General features: G+C 66.6%; 19 protein-coding genes and 1 other RNA gene. 3 read left to right on the top strand and 17 right to left on the bottom strand.

The window, feature by feature from the left end; translation table 11 throughout:
• Entirely contained in the window at window positions 1-849 is an 849-nt protein-coding gene (locus U1701_RS01120; RefSeq protein ID WP_332780693.1) for a TPM domain-containing protein, read from the bottom strand.
• A gap of 5 nt (window positions 850-854) precedes the next feature.
• Window positions 855-1457, bottom strand: coding sequence for a LemA family protein (locus U1701_RS01115; RefSeq protein ID WP_332780692.1), 603 nt, complete (start codon window positions 1455-1457; stop codon window positions 855-857).
• A gap of 103 nt (window positions 1458-1560) precedes the next feature.
• Here U1701_RS01115 and mscL point away from each other — a divergent pair, with 103 nt between their 5' ends.
• The gene (gene mscL, locus U1701_RS01110; RefSeq protein ID WP_332780691.1) at window positions 1561-2028 is read left to right on the top strand and encodes a large conductance mechanosensitive channel protein MscL; all 468 of its coding nucleotides are present in this window, start codon (window positions 1561-1563) and stop codon (window positions 2026-2028) included.
• 95 nt (window positions 2029-2123) lie between these two features.
• Here mscL and U1701_RS01105 read toward each other — a convergent pair whose 3' ends face one another.
• Entirely contained in the window at window positions 2124-2555 is a 432-nt protein-coding gene (locus U1701_RS01105) for an RrF2 family transcriptional regulator (protein WP_332780690.1), read from the bottom strand.
• Window positions 2556-2596: 41 nt separating this feature from the next.
• Between U1701_RS01105 and ssrA the strand changes: the two genes are divergently transcribed.
• Window positions 2597-2950, top strand: a transfer-messenger RNA (tmRNA) gene (ssrA, locus tag U1701_RS01100).
• Between the two features lie 65 nt (window positions 2951-3015).
• Here ssrA and U1701_RS01095 read toward each other — a convergent pair.
• The 11 genes from U1701_RS01095 to U1701_RS01045 form a co-directional block, all read right to left on the bottom strand.
• A complete protein-coding gene (locus U1701_RS01095; RefSeq protein WP_332780689.1) occupies window positions 3016-4542 on the bottom strand; it encodes a methyl-accepting chemotaxis protein in 1527 nt (508 codons plus the stop codon).
• Complete coding sequence (locus U1701_RS01090; protein WP_332780688.1) at window positions 4542-4844, bottom strand: hypothetical protein; 303 nt, start codon at window positions 4842-4844, stop codon at window positions 4542-4544. The genes U1701_RS01095 and U1701_RS01090 overlap by 1 nt, the downstream gene beginning before the upstream one ends.
• A gap of 146 nt (window positions 4845-4990) precedes the next feature.
• Complete coding sequence (gene pnp, locus U1701_RS01085; RefSeq protein WP_332780687.1) at window positions 4991-7438, bottom strand: polyribonucleotide nucleotidyltransferase; 2448 nt, start codon at window positions 7436-7438, stop codon at window positions 4991-4993.
• A gap of 249 nt (window positions 7439-7687) precedes the next feature.
• Window positions 7688-7957: a 30S ribosomal protein S15 gene (rpsO, locus tag U1701_RS01080; protein WP_147082965.1), complete on the bottom strand. Its 270-nt coding sequence runs from the start codon at window positions 7955-7957 to the stop codon at window positions 7688-7690.
• Between the two features lie 19 nt (window positions 7958-7976).
• Window positions 7977-8981, bottom strand: coding sequence for a tRNA pseudouridine(55) synthase TruB (truB, locus tag U1701_RS01075; RefSeq protein WP_332780686.1), 1005 nt, complete (start codon window positions 8979-8981; stop codon window positions 7977-7979).
• A gap of 10 nt (window positions 8982-8991) precedes the next feature.
• Window positions 8992-9585, bottom strand: a complete 594-nt coding sequence (locus U1701_RS01070; RefSeq protein ID WP_332780685.1) for a thymidine kinase — start codon at window positions 9583-9585, stop codon at window positions 8992-8994.
• Window positions 9585-10004, bottom strand: coding sequence for a type II toxin-antitoxin system VapC family toxin (locus U1701_RS01065; protein WP_332780684.1), 420 nt, complete (start codon window positions 10002-10004; stop codon window positions 9585-9587). Before U1701_RS01065 ends, U1701_RS01070 begins: the two co-directional genes overlap by 1 nt.
• On the bottom strand, window positions 9971-10252 hold the full coding sequence (locus U1701_RS01060; protein ID WP_332780683.1) for an AbrB/MazE/SpoVT family DNA-binding domain-containing protein: 282 nt from the start codon (window positions 10250-10252) through the stop codon (window positions 9971-9973). Before U1701_RS01060 ends, U1701_RS01065 begins: the two co-directional genes overlap by 34 nt.
• A 31-nt stretch (window positions 10253-10283) precedes the next feature.
• Complete coding sequence (gene rbfA / locus U1701_RS01055; protein ID WP_332780682.1) at window positions 10284-10673, bottom strand: 30S ribosome-binding factor RbfA; 390 nt, start codon at window positions 10671-10673, stop codon at window positions 10284-10286.
• A 122-nt stretch (window positions 10674-10795) separates the two neighbouring features.
• Window positions 10796-13600: a translation initiation factor IF-2 gene (gene infB, locus U1701_RS01050; protein WP_332780681.1), complete on the bottom strand. Its 2805-nt coding sequence runs from the start codon at window positions 13598-13600 to the stop codon at window positions 10796-10798.
• Window positions 13597-14316: a DUF448 domain-containing protein gene (locus U1701_RS01045; RefSeq protein ID WP_332780680.1), complete on the bottom strand. Its 720-nt coding sequence runs from the start codon at window positions 14314-14316 to the stop codon at window positions 13597-13599. The genes infB and U1701_RS01045 overlap by 4 nt, the downstream gene beginning before the upstream one ends.
• A gap of 131 nt (window positions 14317-14447) precedes the next feature.
• Here U1701_RS01045 and U1701_RS01040 point away from each other — a divergent pair, with 131 nt between their 5' ends.
• Window positions 14448-14753: a GIY-YIG nuclease family protein gene (locus U1701_RS01040; protein WP_332780679.1), complete on the top strand. Its 306-nt coding sequence runs from the start codon at window positions 14448-14450 to the stop codon at window positions 14751-14753.
• A gap of 121 nt (window positions 14754-14874) precedes the next feature.
• Here U1701_RS01040 and U1701_RS01035 read toward each other — a convergent pair whose 3' ends face one another.
• The 3 genes from U1701_RS01035 to rimP are packed head-to-tail and all read right to left on the bottom strand — an operon-like array spanning window position 14875 to window position 17350.
• Complete coding sequence (locus tag U1701_RS01035) at window positions 14875-15111, bottom strand: tautomerase family protein (protein ID WP_332780678.1); 237 nt, start codon at window positions 15109-15111, stop codon at window positions 14875-14877.
• Window positions 15111-16757: a transcription termination factor NusA gene (gene nusA / locus U1701_RS01030; protein ID WP_332780677.1), complete on the bottom strand. Its 1647-nt coding sequence runs from the start codon at window positions 16755-16757 to the stop codon at window positions 15111-15113. The genes U1701_RS01035 and nusA overlap by 1 nt, the downstream gene beginning before the upstream one ends.
• A complete protein-coding gene (gene rimP, locus U1701_RS01025; protein ID WP_332780676.1) occupies window positions 16757-17350 on the bottom strand; it encodes a ribosome maturation protein RimP in 594 nt (197 codons plus the stop codon). Before rimP ends, nusA begins: the two co-directional genes overlap by 1 nt.
• Between the last annotated feature and the right edge of the window lie 114 nt (window positions 17351-17464).

Below are 17464 nucleotides of genomic sequence, written 5' to 3'. Positions count from 1 at the left end.
TCACCAGCTCCCCGACGCGCCGCCGCCGCCCGCGGAACCGCCCCCGCCGCCGCCGAAGCCGCCGCCCATCCAGCCGCCGCCGCTGTCGCCACCCCCGCCGCCGCTCCAACCGCCGCCGCCGCCCGAGCGCCCGATCTCGTTGGCGATGCTCCACAGCACGATCGGCAGGTCGCTGCCGCCCCCGCCGCGGTAGCGCCGGCCGCCGCCGCGCGCACGCCGGCCGATCATCGGCACGACGATCACCGCCAGCACGATCAGCCAGAAGATCATTCCGAACGGCACGCCGCCGCCCGCGCTGCCGCTGCGCGTCTGCGTGCGGTGCGTCTTGTCATATTCCGCCGCCGCCGCGGTTATCTTGGCGCGCGCCTCCGCATCGGGCAGAGCCAATTGGTCCGCGACCGCGTTCGCCCCCGCGACGATCCCGCCGGGCATGTCGCCCGCCTTGAAGCGCGGCAGGATCTGCTGGTTGATGATGACGCTCGAGAAGGCGTCGGTCAGTACCGGTTCCAGGCCATAGCCGACCTCGATCCGCACCTTGCGCTCGTTCGGCGCGACGATCAGGATCGCGCCATTGTTGACGTCCTTCAGCCCGACACCCCAGCTGCGTAGCAGGCGGTAGCCGTAATCCTCGATCGGATAGCCTTCGAGGCTCGGGATCGTCGCGACGACCAGCTGGTTGCCGGTCGCTTTTTGCAGATTGTCGAGCCGCGTAGTCAGCGCGGCTTCCTGATCGGCGGGAATCACGTTCGCCGTATCGACCACGAAGCCGGTGAATTTCGGGAAGGTCTGCGCGCTGGCCGGGCTCGCCGCGGAAAACGCCGCGACCAGCAGCAGCGCGAACCGCCACATCGGCGTCAGCTCGCATTCCCGAAGCTGACGCTCGGCGCGGTCTCGGCGCCCGGCGTGGTGGCCTGGAACGGCACCATCGGCTTGGCACCGTAGAAGATCTTGGCGCCGACCGCGGCAGGGAAGGTGCGGATCGTCGTGTTGTAGCTCTGCACCGCGCCGTTGTAATCGCGCCGCGCGATCGTGATGCGGTTCTCGGTGCCCTCGAGCTGGCTCTGCAGTGCAAGGAAGTTCGCGTTCGATTTCAGGTCCGGATACTGCTCCTGCAGCGGCCGCAACTGGCTCAGCGCGACGGTCAGCCCGTTCTGCGCGTTCGCGTAATTCTGCACCTTGGCGGGTTCGGTCAGGTCGTCGCCGCTGAGCCGGATCGACCCGGCGCGCGCGCGTGCTTCGCTGACGCCGATCAGCACCTTGCTCTCCTGCGCGGCATAGCCCTTCACCGTCGCGACGAGATTGGGGATCAGGTCGCTGCGCCGTTGATACTCGTTCTGCACGTCCGCCCAGCGCGCCTTGGCGGTTTCCTCGGAGGTCGGGATGCTGTTGATGCCGCACCCGGCCAGCATCGTCGATGCGGCGAACACGGCGCTCATGCGGAATACGGACGTGTGCATTTCGGGCTCTCCAGACTGCCTGTACTAACATCATAGGACAGTCGCGCGGCTTGGCGAAACCGAAATCGGTGGGTAGCGTCCGCCTGTCATAACGGGGGTGGCCATGCTCAAGGAATTCAAGGCGTTCATCATGCGCGGCAACGTGCTCGATCTCGCCATCGCGGTGATCATCGGCGCTGCGTTCGGCAAGATCGTCAGTTCGCTGACCGACGACATCCTGATGCCGATCATCGGCAAGATCTTTGGCGGGCTCGACTTCTCTAGCTATTACGTTGCGATGGGGCCGATCCCGGCAGCTTTGCGCGGCTCGACCGATTATGTCGCGCTGAAGAAGGCAGGGGTGCCGCTGATCGGATACGGCGCGTTCCTGACGCAGCTCGTCAATTTCCTGATCGTCGCGTTCATCATCTTCATGATCCTGCGCGTCGTGAACCGCGCGGCGGCGCTGATCGAGCGTGAAACTGCGCGGCTGAAGCGCGAAGAGGATACGGTCCTCGTCGTCCCCGCGCCGGAGCCGGTCGAGATCGCGCTGCTGCGCGAGATTCGCGACGAACTGAAGGCGCGGCCCTGACGGCGATACCCTAAAGAAGCTCGTCACCCCAGCGAAGGCTGGGGTCTCTTCGTTACAGGGAGACCCCAGCCTTCGCTGGGGTGACGAATACGCGACTACGCCGCGGCCAGCTCGTCGGCGTTGGCGTCCGCCAGGCTCGTCCCGTCGAGGATCCGCGCGGTCTCGTCGCGCACGCGCATCATCGCGTGGCGGATCGCGCAATCGGCTTCGCTCTTGCAGTCTGCGCACGCGCGATAGGCGGTGCGGCTGACGCACGGCACCAGCGCCAGCGGCCCCTCGATCACGCGGATGATCTCGCCGAGCGAAATCAGGTGGCTAGGCCGCGACAGGCGGTATCCGCCCATCTTGCCGCGATGGCTGTGCAGCAATCCGGCCTCGCGAAGGTCGGCGAGGATCAGCTCGAGGAACTTGCGCGGGACATTGGCTTCGGCGGCGATCCGCGTCATCGGGATCGGGGGCGTAGTCGCCGGCGCACCGCCAAGGAAGATCATCGCGCGAAGCGCGTACCGGGATCGCTGGGTCAACATGATGACCGCGCTATGCACCGCGTTTATGGCAAGTGAAAGGCGGGCTTTTCATATGCCTGCGCCTTCCCTATATCGGGCATGCCGATGGGGGACTTATCCTCCGCCGGCTATGGCGATAAACCGTGGCGTGTCATAGACACAGCGGACCCGGGGGCAGTACCCGGCGACTCCACCACCGCCCCTTGTCACAGAGGGACGATGACGGGGTCGAACTAGGATCGACGTGTGTTCAACGACGCTATGTTTCGCTCGGAATGGGACCACCGCAACGGCCCATACACAAGTGCCAACGATAACGAAGCACTCGCAATTGCCGCATAACTGACGGTCTAACGACCTAAGTTATACGGACGAAAGCGCGGTTCGGGCCACACCGGGCAACAGAAGTGGAAACCGGCGGTACGGGGAGCACCGAGCAACAGAAGCTCCCCACTTGCGGCATTTGCGCGAACCTTTGGGCTCACGCCGCGTTCAGCTGCACCACGAATTGATCCGTCGCTGCCTGCAGCCGCTGCGCCGCACCCGACAAGCCGGTCGCCGCGCGCGAGACCTCGTCGGACAGGGTCGCGGTATTGCCAGCGACCGCGGCGACGCCGCGCATCTCCTCGGCGATCAGGTCGATTCCCGCTGCGGTATCCTGCGCGGTCGCTTCGATCGTGGTGGCGGTGTCGCGGTGGTGCCGCACCTCGGTCTGGATCGTGTTCGCCGCGCTGGCGAGCTGGCCGATCATCCCGGCGATCTCCGACAGCGCGCGATTGGCGAGCGCGGCGCCGTTCTCCACCGATCCGGCAAGCGTGCGGATCTCGGTCGATGCGCCCGTCGCCTGCCCCGCGAGCTGCTTGACCTCGCCCGCCACCACCTTGAACCCCAGCCCGGCCTCGCCCGCCCGCGCCGCCTCGATCGTCGCGTTGAGCGCGAGCAGATTGGTGCGCGCGGCGATCTGCTGGATCGAATTGGCGAAGGTCGCGATCGTTGCCGAGCGTTCGGCCAGCGACACCACCGCGGCATGGCTCGAGATCGACGCGTCGCGTGCGTCGACGCCAAGCCGCGCCTGCTGCTCGGCATTGTCGGCGATCGACGACACCGAGTGGCTGAGCGCGCGGATCTGGCACGTCAGGTTGCCGGCGTTGCGCGACGATCGCGATGCGGTCGCGGTAGTGACATCGACCTTCCGCGTTGCGTCCTGCGCCAGCGCGTTGAGCGCGCGCGCCGATCCGTCGAGCTCGGTCGAGGCTGCACCGACCGACTGGACGATGTCTGCCACCGACGCCTGGAACGCCTCGGCCAGCGCGAGCATCTCGGCACGTTGCCGCGCCTCGGCGGCGCGCTCGCCAGCCTGGCGCTGCGCGCGTTCGTCGGCGGCGCGCCGTTCGGCTTCCGCGGTCTGCGCGATCGCTGCGGCCAGTTCGTCGCGCGCGTTGAGTGCGTGCGCGGCGAGCCGGTCGCTCTCGACCCTTGCGGCGTGCTGGCGCCCCATCAGGATCCGCAACTGTGCGGTGACACGCGCGAGCACCGCGAACTGCAGCACGACCGCGACGCCGTGGATCGCGACGCGCGCCAGATTGCCCGTTCCGGTGAACACCCAGGCGGGTGCCAGCGTCTCGATCAGCAGATGGTGTACGACGATCAGCGCCGATCCCAGCGCGATCGGGCGCCAGTCGCACAGCGCGACCAGCGCGGCGAGCGCGACGAAGAAATACATGTGCGCGTCCATCTGCCAGGGATCACCTTTCAGCAGATAGAGGCCGAGCGCCGGATAGACCGCGGCGAGTGTGCCGCTCAGCAGCCGCGCGGTCGCGTCGTGACGGTGACGCAGGACCATCACGGTCGGCATGACATTGGCGGCGACGGCCATCGCCATGACGATTCCCAGATCGTCCGATCCCAACATCAATCCGATCACGGCGAGACACGCGGTCGCGGCCCAGCCGGCGCCGACCAGCATGCGCATCCCGCGCGCGCGGAACACCGCGATCTCGCTCGGCATCACGTGGTGACATCTCCGCAGCCCGCCGCGGGTGCGGCCACCCGGACGATCGCATGCCCGGCGGTCGCGGCGGCCAGTCGCGCGCCATCGCCGACCACGACGTACGAATGGGGCAGGGGCCCAGCGCCCAGCAACAGGCCGCCCGATCGTAGCGCCAGCGGGATAAGATCGGCCGCGCCTTGTGGCGTCAACGGCACCAGCAGCATCCGACCGGAGGCGGGCGGCGCCAGCGCCAGCCCCGCCAGGCCGATCACGACCCCCGCGGTCTGCAACAGGACGGCAAGGGCGGGGGTACGAACCATCGCTCCGGCATGGCGGGCCAAGGTTAGCGCCCAGTAAAGAAACCGTATCGGGTGAAACCCGACAAAAAAGGGGCCCGGTTTCCCGAGCCCCTCATTTTTGCGTCACCATCCGTTCCACCGCCCAGGCGGCAGAACGGAAAGGGCGATCAGTCGCGATCGCTGGTCAGGAATGCCGGCAGCTCGGAGCCCGAGCTTTCGCCACCCTCCGACCGCTCGGCGCGGGGAGCACGCTCGCCGCCGCCATCCCGACGCGGGCCACGACCGCCGCCTTCGCGACCGCCGCCATTGCCGCCGGCATCACGGCCGCCGTCACCGTCGCGACGCGGACCACGCGAGCCGCGGTCACCACCGCCGCCTTCGCCGCGCGGACCACGGCCACCGCCGCCGCCCTCACGACCGCCGCCGCCGCCGTCACGGCCACCATCGCCATCGCGACGGGGCCCACGCGGCCCACGGTCACCGCCTTCGCGCGGCTCGCGGGCAGGACGGGTGTCCTCCAGCTCTTCGCCGGTCGTCTGATCGACGACGCGCATCGACAGGCGAACTTTCCCGCGCGGGTCGATCTCGAGAACCTTGACCTTGACCTCCTGGCCTTCGCTCAGCGCATCCGAGACCTTCTCGACGCGCTCGTTCTTGATCTCAGACACATGGACGAGACCATCCTTGCCGCCCATGAAGTTCACGAACGCCCCGAAATCGACCAGGTTGACGACCTTGCCGTCATAGACCTTGCCGACTTCGGCTTCCTCGACGAGGCCCTTGATCCACTTGATCGCGGCTTCGATCTGCGCGGGGTCGGACGAGCTGACCTTGATCACGCCCTCGTCGTCGATATCGACCTTGGCGCCGGTCTGCGCGACGATCTCGCGGATCACCTTGCCGCCGGTGCCGATGACTTCGCGGATCTTCGACTTGTCGATCGTGAAGCTCTCGATGCGCGGAGCATGCGAGGAAAGCTCCTCACGCGTGTGGTCGAGCGCCTTGGCCATCTCGGCCAGGATATGCGTGCGGCCTTCCTTGGCCTGTGCCAGCGCCTTGCCCATGATCTCTTCGGTGATGCCGGCGATCTTGATGTCCATCTGCATCGTGGTGATGCCCTCGGACGTGCCCGCAACCTTGAAGTCCATGTCGCCGAGGTGATCCTCGTCGCCGAGGATGTCCGACAGGACCGCGAAGTTCTTGCCCTCGAGGATCAGGCCCATCGCGATGCCCGACACCGGACGCTTCAGCGGAACGCCCGCATCCATCATCGACAGCGAACCGCCGCACACCGTCGCCATCGACGACGAGCCGTTGCTCTCGGTGATGTCCGACAGGACGCGGATCGTGTACGGGAAATCCTCCTTCGACGGCAGCACCGGGTGCAGCGCGCGCCAGGCCAGCTTGCCGTGGCCGACTTCGCGACGACCCGGCGCACCGAAGCGGCCGACTTCACCGACCGAATAGGGCGGGAAGTTGTAGTGCAGCATGAAGTTTTCGTACGACAGCCCGTTGAGGCCGTCGATCATCTGCTCCGCATCGCGCGTGCCGAGCGTGGTGGTGCAGATCGACTGCGTCTCGCCGCGCGTGAACAAGGCCGAGCCGTGCGTACGCGGCAGGAAGTGGACCATCGCCTCGATCGGACGGATCTGCGTGGTGGTGCGGCCGTCGATGCGCGTGCCGTCCTTGAGGATGGCGCCGCGGACGATCTCCGCCTCCAGCTTCTTGACGAGCTTCGATGCGGCCATCTGGTCCTGCGGCGACGCGTCGGCAAAGGCGGTCTTGCCCTTGGTCCGCGCGGCGTTCAGCAGGTCCGACCGCTTGGACTTGTCGGTAACCTTATAGGCCGCCGCAATGTCCTTGCCGATCAGCTTCTTCAGCTTGTCCTTGGCGGCCGAGAGATCGGCCTGCTCGGCCATCTCCCAAGGCTCCTTGGCAGCCTGCTCGGCCAGATCGATGATCAGGTTTGCGGCTTCGCGGCATGCCTTGTGCGCGAACTGCACCGCGCCCAGCATGACCTCTTCCGACAGCTCCTTGGCTTCGGACTCGACCATCATCACCGCGTTGCCGGTGGCGGCGACGACCAGGTCGAGATCGCCGGTCTTGGCTTCGTCGAGCGTCGGGTTGAGGATGTACTCGCCATCGACGTAACCGACGCGCGCGGCGCCGATCGGGCCCATGAACGGCACGCCCGAGATCGTCAGCGCCGCCGACGCCGCGATCATCGCGAGCACGTCCGGCTCGTTCTCGCCGTCATAGCTGAGAACCTGGCAGATCACGTTGATCTCGTTGTAGAAACCCTCGGGGAAGAGGGGACGGATCGGGCGATCGATGAGACGGCTGGTCAGCGTCTCCTTCTCGGTCGCGCCGCGCTCACGCTTGAAGAAGCCGCCGGGGATGCGGCCGCTCGCGGAGAACTTCTCCTGGTAATGGACGGTGAGCGGGAAGAAATCTTGGCCCTCTTTGACGGTGCGTGCGGCCGTGACGGCGCACAGGACCACGGTCTCGCCGAGCGTCGCGAGCACGGCGCCGTTCGCCTGGCGGGCCACGCGGCCGGTCTCGAGCGTCAGCGTCTTGCCGCCCCACTGGGCGCTTACGGTCTTGGTATCGAACATATTATTTCCTTCACTCCGGTCGCCAGATGCGAACGGGGCCTATCTGCGAGCTAAGCCGGCTCGCGCGGTTGCGGGACTATTATGTCCCTTGGATCATTCGGCCGAATTGCCGGTGATCCCGGTCCTCCGTCATGCTGAACTTGGTTCAGCATCCACCGTGAGGCTTGTCTCCGGTGGACAGTTGGATCCTGAACCGAGTTCAGGATGACGAAAAAGGAAAAAGGGCGACCTTTCGGCCGCCCTTTCGAATTACTTGCGAAGACCCAGCTTCGCGATCAGATCCAGGTACCGCTGGCCGTCCTTGTGACGGAGATAGTCCAGCAGCGACCGGCGCTTGTTGACCATCATGAGAAGACCACGACGCGAGTGGTTGTCCTTCTTGTGGCCCTTGAAATGCTCGGTCAGGTTCTTGATCCGCTCGGTCAGGATCGCGACCTGGACCTCGGGCGAACCCGTGTCGCCCTCGGCGCGTGCGTGGATCTTGACCAGCTCGGTCTTGCGTTCTGCGGTAATCGTCATGAATTCTTCGTCCTCGACATCACAGATTGAAACCGCGGACGATGCGGACGTTTCCGTCCTCGACCTCGACCAGCGCGACCGGAACATGTTCCAGTTCGGCGAAGTATTGGCCATCGTCTGCGGCGATCCCGACCAAGACGCGCCCCTGTCGGAGCGCTCCTGCCTGATCGGGGGTGAGGGAGAGAGCCGGGATGTCGTCCAGCGCCACCCTCAAGGGCAGAAGTATGTCATCTAGGGCGCGCGACTGCCCGAGATCGGCCAGTTTGTCCAGCGATATCGCGTTTTCGAGCCCGAACGGGCCGGCCTTCGTACGCCGCAACATGGTGACATGGCCGACGGTGCCGAGCGCCAAGGCGATGTCGCGCGCGAGGGAGCGGATATAGGTGCCCTTCGACACGTGCGCGGTGAGGGTGACCTCGTCCACCCCTCGGTCACCCACTTCCCCTGCCACACTTTCGTCACCCCAGCGAAGGCTGGGGTCTCCCCGTGGCGGCCGCGCGCTCTCCCCAGCGAGATCCCAGCCTTCGCTGGGATGACGGGTAGGGACGGGGGGCCGTACGATGGTGAGGGAATGCACCGTCACGTTCCGGCTCGCCAGCACCACCTCTTCGCCCGCCCGCGCCAGATCATAGGCCCGCTCGCCATTCACCTTCAGCGCGGAATACGCCGGCGGCACCTGCGAAATAGGCCCGGTAAACCGCCCCAAAACCCCCTCGACCGCCGCCATCGTAGGCCGCACCTCCGAGGTCGCCACCGCCACCCCCTCGGCATCCAGCGTATCCGTCTGCACCCCGAACCCGATCGTAAACGCATAAACCTTGTCGCTGTCGAGCATCCGCCCCGCCAGCTTCGTCGCCTCGCCCACCGCAATCGGCAACACGCCCGTGGCGAGCGGATCCAGCGTCCCGCCATGCCCCACCTTGAACTTGCCGTATTCGCCGGCGCGCAGCGCCCGCTTCACCGCCGACACGCCCTGCGTCGACCCCAAGCCCAGCGGCTTGTCGAGAATGATCCATCCATGCATCCGCGTTCCCCTAACGGGGCAGTGTCTCTCCGCCCAGCGCCGCGACGAAATGCCGGCGACACAGCGCGACATACAGGTCGTTCCCGCCGATCGCGGTCTGCGCGCCTTGGCCGACCGCGCGGCCCTCGGCATCGACGCGCAGATTCATCGTCGCCTTGCGCCCGCACCCGCACACCGACTTGATCTCGACCAGCGAGTCGGCGATCGCCAGTAACCGCGCCGACCCGGGAAACAACGCCCCCTGGAAATCGGTCCGCAGCCCGTACGCCAGCACCGGAATCCCCAGCACATCGCAGATATGCGCGAGCTGATCGACCTGGCCCGCCGACAGGAACTGCGCCTCGTCGACCAGCACGCAGGCGATCGCTTCGTGCGCCAACCGGTCCGCGACGCACGCCGCGATGTCGGTCCCCGCATCGAACGCGATCGCCGTCTCCGACAGCCCGATCCGCGACGTGATCGTGCCGTGCGCGAACCGGTCGTCGACGCCCGCGGTGAACAGCATCGTCGCCATCCCGCGCTCGCGATAGTTGAAGTCCGCCTGCAACAGGTTCGTCGACTTCCCCGCATTCATCGACGCATAGTAGAAATAGAGCTTGGCCATCAGGCGAGTGTCTCGATCGGCATGGGGGTGCCGGGGCCCGCCGCGCGCGCGACCCCTGCATCGAACGTGACGAAACCGGATGATCGCCGCGCAGAAACCAGATGGATCAGGTCCGCAATGTCGCCCGCCACCGCGTATTGGGCGAGGGCCCAGCGAACGCCGTCCTCCTCGTCGACCGTGACATTCGGCAATTCGCAGAGCGTCGAGAGCATGTCGACGATCGCCGCCCGTGGGAAACCATAGCGCGATCGCAGCAGCCAGCCCGTTTCCAACAGGACGGTAAGCGGAATGAAGGCACCGGCGGCCAGGATTCGATCGGCAATGGGAGACTGGACCGGATCGTCCTGCGTCAAGGCGCGTGCGACAATGTTAGTATCGACCGCCTTCACCAGTCGCCGCGCGCGCCGCTCTTCGCCCACTCCTCCGCGATCGTCTCGTTCATTTCCTGGATCGTCACCGTCGGCCCGGTGTAGCGCACGCGCTTGTGAAGATCGGCCATGATCTCGTCATGGCTCCGACCCGACTTCTGGCTTCTGGGCCGCAACACGATGTCGCGGCCGGATTGCAGCACGTCGAATTGCTGCCCCGCGCTGAACCCCAGCGCGTCCCGCACGTCCTTCGGGATGACGACCTGGCCCTTGCCCGACATTTTGGTCTGCGCGTTCATCGCGGTAAGATGCGTCTTACCGCCAGTCGAGTCAATCCTCGGTCAGGTCGCGCGCCACTTGCGGCTGCTTCAGCAGCTGGTCGATGTGCGACCCCTCGTCGAAGCTCTGATCGGTGAGGAACTTCAGTTTCGCCGCAAACCGCGCCTGGACGCGCCCGGCGACCTCGCGCTGCAGGAACGCGGTGTTCGTGCGCAGCGCCTTCAGCACCTTGTCCTCGTCCTTGCCGAGCAGCGGCTTCACGAACGCGGTCGCGTGGCGCAGGTCGGGCGACATGCGCACTTCGGTGATCGTCACCATGTGCTTTTCGAGCACCGCATCGTGCACGTCGCCGCGCGCGAGGATGTCCGACAGCGCGTGACGCACCTGCTCGCCGACGCGCAACGTGCGGACGGACTTGGTTTCGGATGTATCGGTTTTCATATCTTAACTCCCCTCCCGCTCGCGGGAGGGGCCGGGGGTGGGCTCCCGGCCTCGGCGTCGTGCGCCGTGGATGGCGGGAGCCCACCCCCCGACCCCCTCCCGCAGGCGGGAGGGGGAGTTACTTACAGCGTCCGGTCGCGCATCTCGACTTCGAACGTCTCGAGATAATCGCCGGCCTTGATGTCGACGAAGTTCGACGTGAACGTCACGCCGCACTCCAGACCGGCACGGACCTCGGCGACATCATCCTTGAAGCGACGCAGCGATGCGATTTCGCCCTGGTAGATGATGACGTCGTTGCGCGTGATGCGCGCCTTGAGCGCCTTGCGGATGTTGCCCTCGGTGACGAGCAGACCCGCCGCCTTGCCATGCTTGCCCGCCGAGAAGACCTCGCGGATTTCGGCACGGCCGACCACCGTCTCGAACGCTTCCGGCCCGAGCTCGCCCGCCATGCCGGCGCGGATTTCGTCGATCAGGTCGTAGATCACGTCGTAATATTTGAACGCGACCTTCTGGCGCTCGGCGATCTCGCGCGCCTTGGCGTTCGGACGGACGTTGAAGCCGATGATCGGCGCACCGCTCGCACCCGCCAGCGTCACGTCGGACTCGGTGATGCCACCGACGCCCGAGTGCAGCACGCGCGCCTTGATCAGGTCGGTGGAGATCTTGTTGATCGCCCCGACAATCGCCTCGACCGTGCCCTGCGTATCCGCCTTGACGACCAGCGGATACTCGATCGCCTGCTTTTCCTTGAGCGCCGAGAACATGCTCTCGAGGCTGGCGGGGGTAGACGTCGTCCGCTTGTCGGTCTTCACGCCCTTGCGATATTCTGCGACTTCGCGGGCCCGTGCCTCGTTCTCGACGACCTGGAACGGATCGCCCGCCTGTGGGACACCCGAGAGACCCAGGACCTCGACCGGCATCGCCGGCCCGGCTTCCTTGATCTGCTTGCCCTTGTCGTCGACCAGCGCGCGGACCTTGCCGCTCTCGGCGCCGACGACGAAGATGTCGCCGACCTTCAAGGTGCCGCGGTTGACGAGGATCGTCGCGACCGGGCCGCGGCCCTTGTCGAGCTTCGCCTCGATCACCGTACCCTCGGCCGCGCGATCCGGGTTGGCACGCAGTTCGAGCAGTTCGGCCTGCAGCTGGATCTTCTCGATCAGCGTGTCGAGCCCGGTCTTCTTGAGCGCCGACACTTCGACGTCCTGGACGTCGCCGCCCATGTCCTCGACGACGATTTCCTCGCTCAGCAGGCGCTCGCGCACCTTCTGCGCATTGGCGCCGGGCTTGTCGATCTTGTTGATCGCGACGATCATCGGCACGCCCGCCGCCTTGGTGTGCGCGATCGCCTCGATCGTCTGCGGCATCAGGCCGTCGTCGGCGGCCACCACCAGGATGACGATATCGGTGACGTCGGCGCCGCGCGCACGCATCTGCGTGAACGCCTCATGGCCCGGCGTGTCGAGGAAGGTGATCTTCGACTTGTCCTTCAGCGTGACCTGATAGGCGCCGATATGCTGGGTGATGCCGCCGGCCTCGCCGCGCACCACGTCGGTGCCGCGCAGCGCATCGAGCAGGCTGGTTTTGCCGTGATCGACATGGCCCATGATCGTGACGACCGGGGCACGCGGCTGCAGCGCCTCCTCGACATCGTCGATCGTGTCGTTGGCCAGATCGGTGTCGACGTCGCTGACGCGGGTCAGGTTGTGGCCGAACTCGGTCACCAGCAGTTCCGCGGTGTCCTGGTCGATCGTCTGCGTCATCGTGACGGGCATGCCCATCTTGAACAGTGTCTTGACCAGGTCGGCGCCCTTCTCAGCCATGCGGTTGGCGAGTTCCTGCACCGTGATCGTCTCGGGGACGACGACGTCGCGGACCTGCTTGATCTGCGGCTCGCGCGGACCACCCGAACCACGGCGTTCCTTCTCGCGGGCACGCTTCAGCGCGGCGAGCGAACGCGCACGTGCGCCGTCGCCGTCGCCGAGCGCGCGGTTGACGGTCAGCTTGCCCGCGGTGCGACGATCGTCGCCCTTGCGGTCGCGCTGCTGCGGACGGCTCGGTACAGCGTCGCGGCGGATACCGCCGGCAACCGCGTTCGGACCGGTCGCACCGGGACGCGCAGCGGCGCTCGACGCGGTGGTCGCGGCAGGTGCCGGCGCCTCGACGGGCTTGGGCGGTGGCGGCGGAGGCCGCTCGGGTCGCGCGACCGGCGAGAAGCGACGCGGCGCCGGCATAGCCGGGTCGCGCGTCAGCTCGACGATGGGGGGCGGTGCTGCCGGAGTCGGAGCTGGCTTCGGCGCGGCGCGCGCTGCGACCGGAGCGGGTGCAGGCGCCGGGGTGGGGGCAGGCGCAGGTGTGGCAACGACCGGAACCGGGGTCGGCTCCGGCGCTGGCGTCGCTACTGGTGCAGCGACAACCGGTGTCTCGACAGGAGCGGCAACCGGCTCAGCGGCAGGGGCCGGCGCGGGAGTCGGCGCAGGTGCCGCCTTTTCGGCTGCCGCCTTTGCGCGGTTTTCGGCGCGCTGGCGCTCTTCGTCAGCGGCGCGCTGGCGATCGGACTCCGCACGGCGGCGCGTTTCCTCGAGCGTGTTCATGCGCTGCTCTTCGGCCTGGCGCAGCAACAACGCTTGGCGCTCCTGCGGCGACAGGTTGCTCGGCACAGGACGCGGTGCGGGCGCCGGCTCGGGTGCACGCGCCTGAGGTGCCGGCGCAGCGGCAGCAGCCGGCGCCGGTGCGGGCGCAGCCTCCTGAACGGGCTCGGGATCACCCGGCCGGCGCAGGACACGCGCACGCTTCGTTTCGACGATCACCGTGTTGGACCGGCCATGGCTGAAGCTTTGCTTCACCTGACCGGTCTCGACCGTGCGCTTCACCCCCAGGGGTGCGCGCATGCCAAGTTTCGGCTTCTCGTTGTCGGTGTCGCTCACTCAAATTCCTCGTGTACGTCTGCGGCCGTTCGGGTGCCGGGAAGTTTGCCAGAAAGTTCGGACGCCGATGCGCCCTGCGAGGCCGTTTCGCAAGGCACGGGGGTAGGTTCGGGTCCGATAAAATGCAGCCAGCGGTCGAGCGCTTCGCTCACCCGCTTTGCCGCAGCACGATCAGTCAGGCCGATGTGTACCACATTTTCGCGGCCTAGCGCCAACCCCAATATGGTACGCGTCACCGGGAGTGCCAAGCCCCTGAGGCCCGAGCCCTCAACATCGTTGCCGATCCGCCAGGCCTGGTCGAGCTTGCGGTTGCCGTCTTCGCTGGCGTCGGACGCGTGATACAGGCTTGCGAGCTTCCCCGACCGCGCGTTCTGCGCGATCCGGTCGGAGCCGATCAGCACGGTGCCGCTGCGCGATTCGAGACCCAGGCGGTCCATCGCGTTGCGTTCGAGTGCGGCCTCAATCTGCGCGGGCAGATCGGGGGAGAGCGTGAACTCGCTGGTCTTGAACGCGCGGGTGAGTACGCCCTTCAGCTTGCCCTTCTTCAACGCGATCTCGAGTTCGGCGCGGGTTACGCCGATCCAAGCGCCGCGGCCCGGGGCCTTGGCGCGGACATCGGGGTGCACCTGTCCATCGGGGGCGAGCGCCAGCCGCACGAGGTGCGGGCGCACGTCGCGTTCGCCCGAGAGGATGCACTTGCGGATGGGGTCGGTCATGCGAACGCCTCCCGCGCCTGCGGAGGGATGGATGCCGGAACAAGTCCAGCATGACGAAGCCCTCCGTCACTCCACACCCCTCCGTCACCCCGGACTTGTTCCGGGGTCCATCGCACGGCACTCTCCGTGCCATGCGGGACAGGCAGCCTTGCGTCTATATGCTGGCCAGCGGCTTCTACGGCACGCTGTACGTCGGCGTGACCTCGAACCTGATCGGCAGGATCCTGCAGCACCGCGAAGGCCGGTACGACGGCTTCACCAAGCGCTACGGCATCCACCGACTCGTCTGGTACGACATGGCCGACACAATGATCGACGCCATCGCCAGTGAAAAGCGCATCAAGAAATGGCCGCGCGACTGGAAGATCAACCTGATCGAGCAACGCAACCCGACCTGGGACGATCTCGCCGTCAGCCTCGGCCTGCCGCCGCTCTAATCCGCCATGCCGGACTTGGTCCGGCATCCATCGCGCCGCAAACCAACCGGCCTGAGAATATGCGGAACCATGGACCCCGGACCAAGTCCGGGGTGACGAAGGAAGGGTACGCCCTAGCGTCTCATTGCGAGGATTCCGCATGCGCGTCCTCCTGCGCTGGAGGCTTGGGCTTGTCCCGATCCGCGATCAGCATCCCGCCGGCCCCGTAATTCTCGGTCGAAACCTCCTCGATCACGATCTGCACCGCAGCCGGGTTCTTCCCCAGCCGCTCGACGAGCGACTGGGTGACGTCGGCGACGATGCCGGCTTTCTGGTCGTGGGTCGCAGACCCCGAAATGCGGATGCTGACGAACGGCATTACGCTTCGCTCTCCTCCGACGCGGTCTCGGCCGCCGGCTCTTCGTCCGCGAACCAGTGCGCGCGGGCGGCCATGATGATCTCGTTGCCCTGCTCGTCGGTCAGGCCATACTCGCTCAGAATCCCGCCCTTCGGCTCGGGACGCTTCGGCGCATCCTCGTTGCGGCGGCGCGGTTCGACGCGCTTCTTCTCGACCAGCTCGTCGGTCGCCAGATCGGCGAGGTCGTCGAGCGTGAAGATCTTCGCCTTGCCCAGCGTGACCAGCATCGCCTCGGTCAGATACGGCATGTCGATCAGCGCGTCCTCGACGCCGAGCGCGGTGCGCTCTTCCTTGTTGGCGGCGTCGCGGCGCTCCAGCGCCTCGGTCGCGCGGTTCTGCAACTCGCCGGCCAGGTCCTCGTCGAAGCCCTCGATGCCGGCGATCTCCTCGACCTCGACATAGGCGACTTCCTCGAGGCTGGTGAAGCCCTCGGCCACCAGCAGCTGTGCCAGCGTCTCGTCGACGTCGAGCTCCTTCTCGAACAGGCCCGAGCGCTCGACGAATTCCTTCTGGCGCTTCTCGGACGCGTCGGCCTCGGTCAGGATGTCGATCGCGCTGCCGGTCAGCTGCGACGCCAGCCGGACGTTCTGGCCGCGACGACCGATCGCGAGCGAAAGCTGATCGTCGGGGACGACCACCTCGATGCGATCCTCTTCCTCGTCGATCACGACGCGCGACACGGATGCCGGCTGCAGCGCGTTGACGACGAAGGTCGCGGTGTCGGGCGACCAGGGGATGATGTCGATCTTCTCGCCCTGCATCTCCTGCACGACGGCCTGCACGCGGCTGCCCTTCATGCCGACGCAGGCGCCGACCGGATCGATCGAGGAGTCATGCGAGATGACGCCGATTTTCGCGCGCGAACCCGGATCGCGGGCTGCGGCCTTGATCTCGATGATGCCGTCGTAGATTTCCGGCACTTCCTGCGCGAACAGCTTCTTCATGAAGTCGGGGTGCGCGCGCGACAGGAAAATCTGCGGCCCACGGTTCTCGCGGCGCACGTTCAGGATCAGCGAGCGGATGCGGTCGTTGACGCGCACAACTTCGCGCGGGATCTGCGCGTCGCGGCGGATGACCCCTTCGGCGCGGCCCAGATCGACCACGACATGGCCGAACTCGACGCGCTTGACGACGCCGGTGATGATCTCGCCCGCGCGGTCCTTGAACTCTTCATACTGGCGCTCGCGCTCGGCGTCGCGGACCTTCTGGAAGATGACCTGCTTGGCGGCCTGCGCGGCGATGCGGCCGAACTCGATCGGGGGCAGCGGATCGACGATATAGTCACCGATCACCGCGCCGGGCTGCAGCTTCTCCGCGCCCTTGACGTCGACCTGCTTGAAATAATCGTCGACCGCCTCGACCACCTCGACGACGCGCCACAGGCGAAGGTCGCCGGTGTTCGGGTCGAGCTTGGCACGGATGTCGTTCTCGGCGCCGTAGCGCGAGCGCGCCGCGCGCTGGATCGCATCCTCCATCGCCTCGATGACGATCGCCTTGTCGATCATCTTTTCCGATGCGACTGAATTCGCGATCGCGATCAGTTCGGCGCGGTTGGCGGTGACGCCAGAGGTCCCGCCAGAGGTCCCGGGGGTGACTGCCGTAGCCATCAATGCTGTCCTTCTTCGTTGGTCTCGGCGCCGTGAGTCTCGGACTCGTCCGGAGCATCCTGATAGAACACCTCGTCCGCGCCTTCGATCGAAAGCGGGGCCGTGGCGGCAATAAGTCGATCGGTCATCACGAGCTTCGCGTCGGCGACCTGCGTGTAATCGATTGTCATCAGCTTGTGCTTGGTGACGTCGACCGTGATCTTGGTGCCTTCGAGCCCGATCAGATTGCCGGAGATCTGCTTGCGATCCTCGAACGGCTCGGTGAGGCGGATGCGGACTTCCTGCCCTGCCCAGTCGGCAAAGTCCTGCAACCGGGTGAGCGGCCGGTCGATTCCGGGGCTCGACACTTCCAGGCGATAGGCGACCGGAATCGGATCCTTGCCCGCTTCCTCCAGCGCATCGAACTTGTCCGAGATGCGGCGCGACAGCTCGGCGCAATCCTCGATCACCAGCTGGCGGGTGTCCGGCCGCTCGGCCATCACCTGCAGCGTCGGGTCGGACTTGCCGCCCTGCATCCGCACGCGCACGAGGCTGAGCCCAAGCGCCTGCGCCTCGGGCTCGATCAATGCGGTCAATTGGGCGATATCCGCCATCAAGGCTCCAAACACGGGTCTTTTGCGCCGCGGGGAAGTCCCCGCAGCCTCTTCATCTGACGATTTAGAGTATGCGCATGATATACGCGGATTGCAGGCGCCGTACAAGCCTTG

It is taken from the genome of Sphingomonas rhamnosi, from assembly GCF_036663615.1.
In the GTDB taxonomy this organism is placed as follows: domain Bacteria; phylum Pseudomonadota; class Alphaproteobacteria; order Sphingomonadales; family Sphingomonadaceae; genus Sphingomonas.
Note: the sequence above shows the minus strand (reverse complement) of the source record. Positions and strands in the feature narration are given on the sequence as shown.

Coding starts and splice junctions, on each gene's coding strand:
- U1701_RS01105 (WP_332780690.1), bottom strand. CDS start 2,555: ATGTTGACCCAGCGATCCCGGTACGCGCTTCGCGCGATGATCTTCCTT.
- U1701_RS01045 (WP_332780680.1), bottom strand. CDS start 14,316: ATGACCGACCCCATCCGCAAGTGCATCCTCTCGGGCGAACGCGACGTG.
- U1701_RS01035 (WP_332780678.1), bottom strand. CDS start 15,111: ATGCCGTTCGTCAGCATCCGCATTTCGGGGTCTGCGACCCACGACCAG.
- U1701_RS01095 (WP_332780689.1), bottom strand. CDS start 4,542: ATGCCGAGCGAGATCGCGGTGTTCCGCGCGCGCGGGATGCGCATGCTG.
- U1701_RS01090 (WP_332780688.1), bottom strand. CDS start 4,844: ATGGTTCGTACCCCCGCCCTTGCCGTCCTGTTGCAGACCGCGGGGGTC.
- mscL (WP_332780691.1), top strand. CDS start 1,561: ATGCTCAAGGAATTCAAGGCGTTCATCATGCGCGGCAACGTGCTCGAT.
- truB (WP_332780686.1), bottom strand. CDS start 8,981: ATGCATGGATGGATCATTCTCGACAAGCCGCTGGGCTTGGGGTCGACG.
- nusA (WP_332780677.1), bottom strand. CDS start 16,757: ATGGCTACGGCAGTCACCCCCGGGACCTCTGGCGGGACCTCTGGCGTC.
- rimP (WP_332780676.1), bottom strand. CDS start 17,350: ATGGCGGATATCGCCCAATTGACCGCATTGATCGAGCCCGAGGCGCAG.
- U1701_RS01070 (WP_332780685.1), bottom strand. CDS start 9,585: ATGGCCAAGCTCTATTTCTACTATGCGTCGATGAATGCGGGGAAGTCG.
- U1701_RS01040 (WP_332780679.1), top strand. CDS start 14,448: ATGCGGGACAGGCAGCCTTGCGTCTATATGCTGGCCAGCGGCTTCTAC.
- pnp (WP_332780687.1), bottom strand. CDS start 7,438: ATGTTCGATACCAAGACCGTAAGCGCCCAGTGGGGCGGCAAGACGCTG.
- U1701_RS01060 (WP_332780683.1), bottom strand. CDS start 10,252: ATGAACGCGCAGACCAAAATGTCGGGCAAGGGCCAGGTCGTCATCCCG.
- U1701_RS01115 (WP_332780692.1), bottom strand. CDS start 1,457: ATGCACACGTCCGTATTCCGCATGAGCGCCGTGTTCGCCGCATCGACG.
- rbfA (WP_332780682.1), bottom strand. CDS start 10,673: ATGAAAACCGATACATCCGAAACCAAGTCCGTCCGCACGTTGCGCGTC.
- U1701_RS01120 (WP_332780693.1), bottom strand. CDS start 849: ATGTGGCGGTTCGCGCTGCTGCTGGTCGCGGCGTTTTCCGCGGCGAGC.
- rpsO (WP_147082965.1), bottom strand. CDS start 7,957: ATGACGATTACCGCAGAACGCAAGACCGAGCTGGTCAAGATCCACGCA.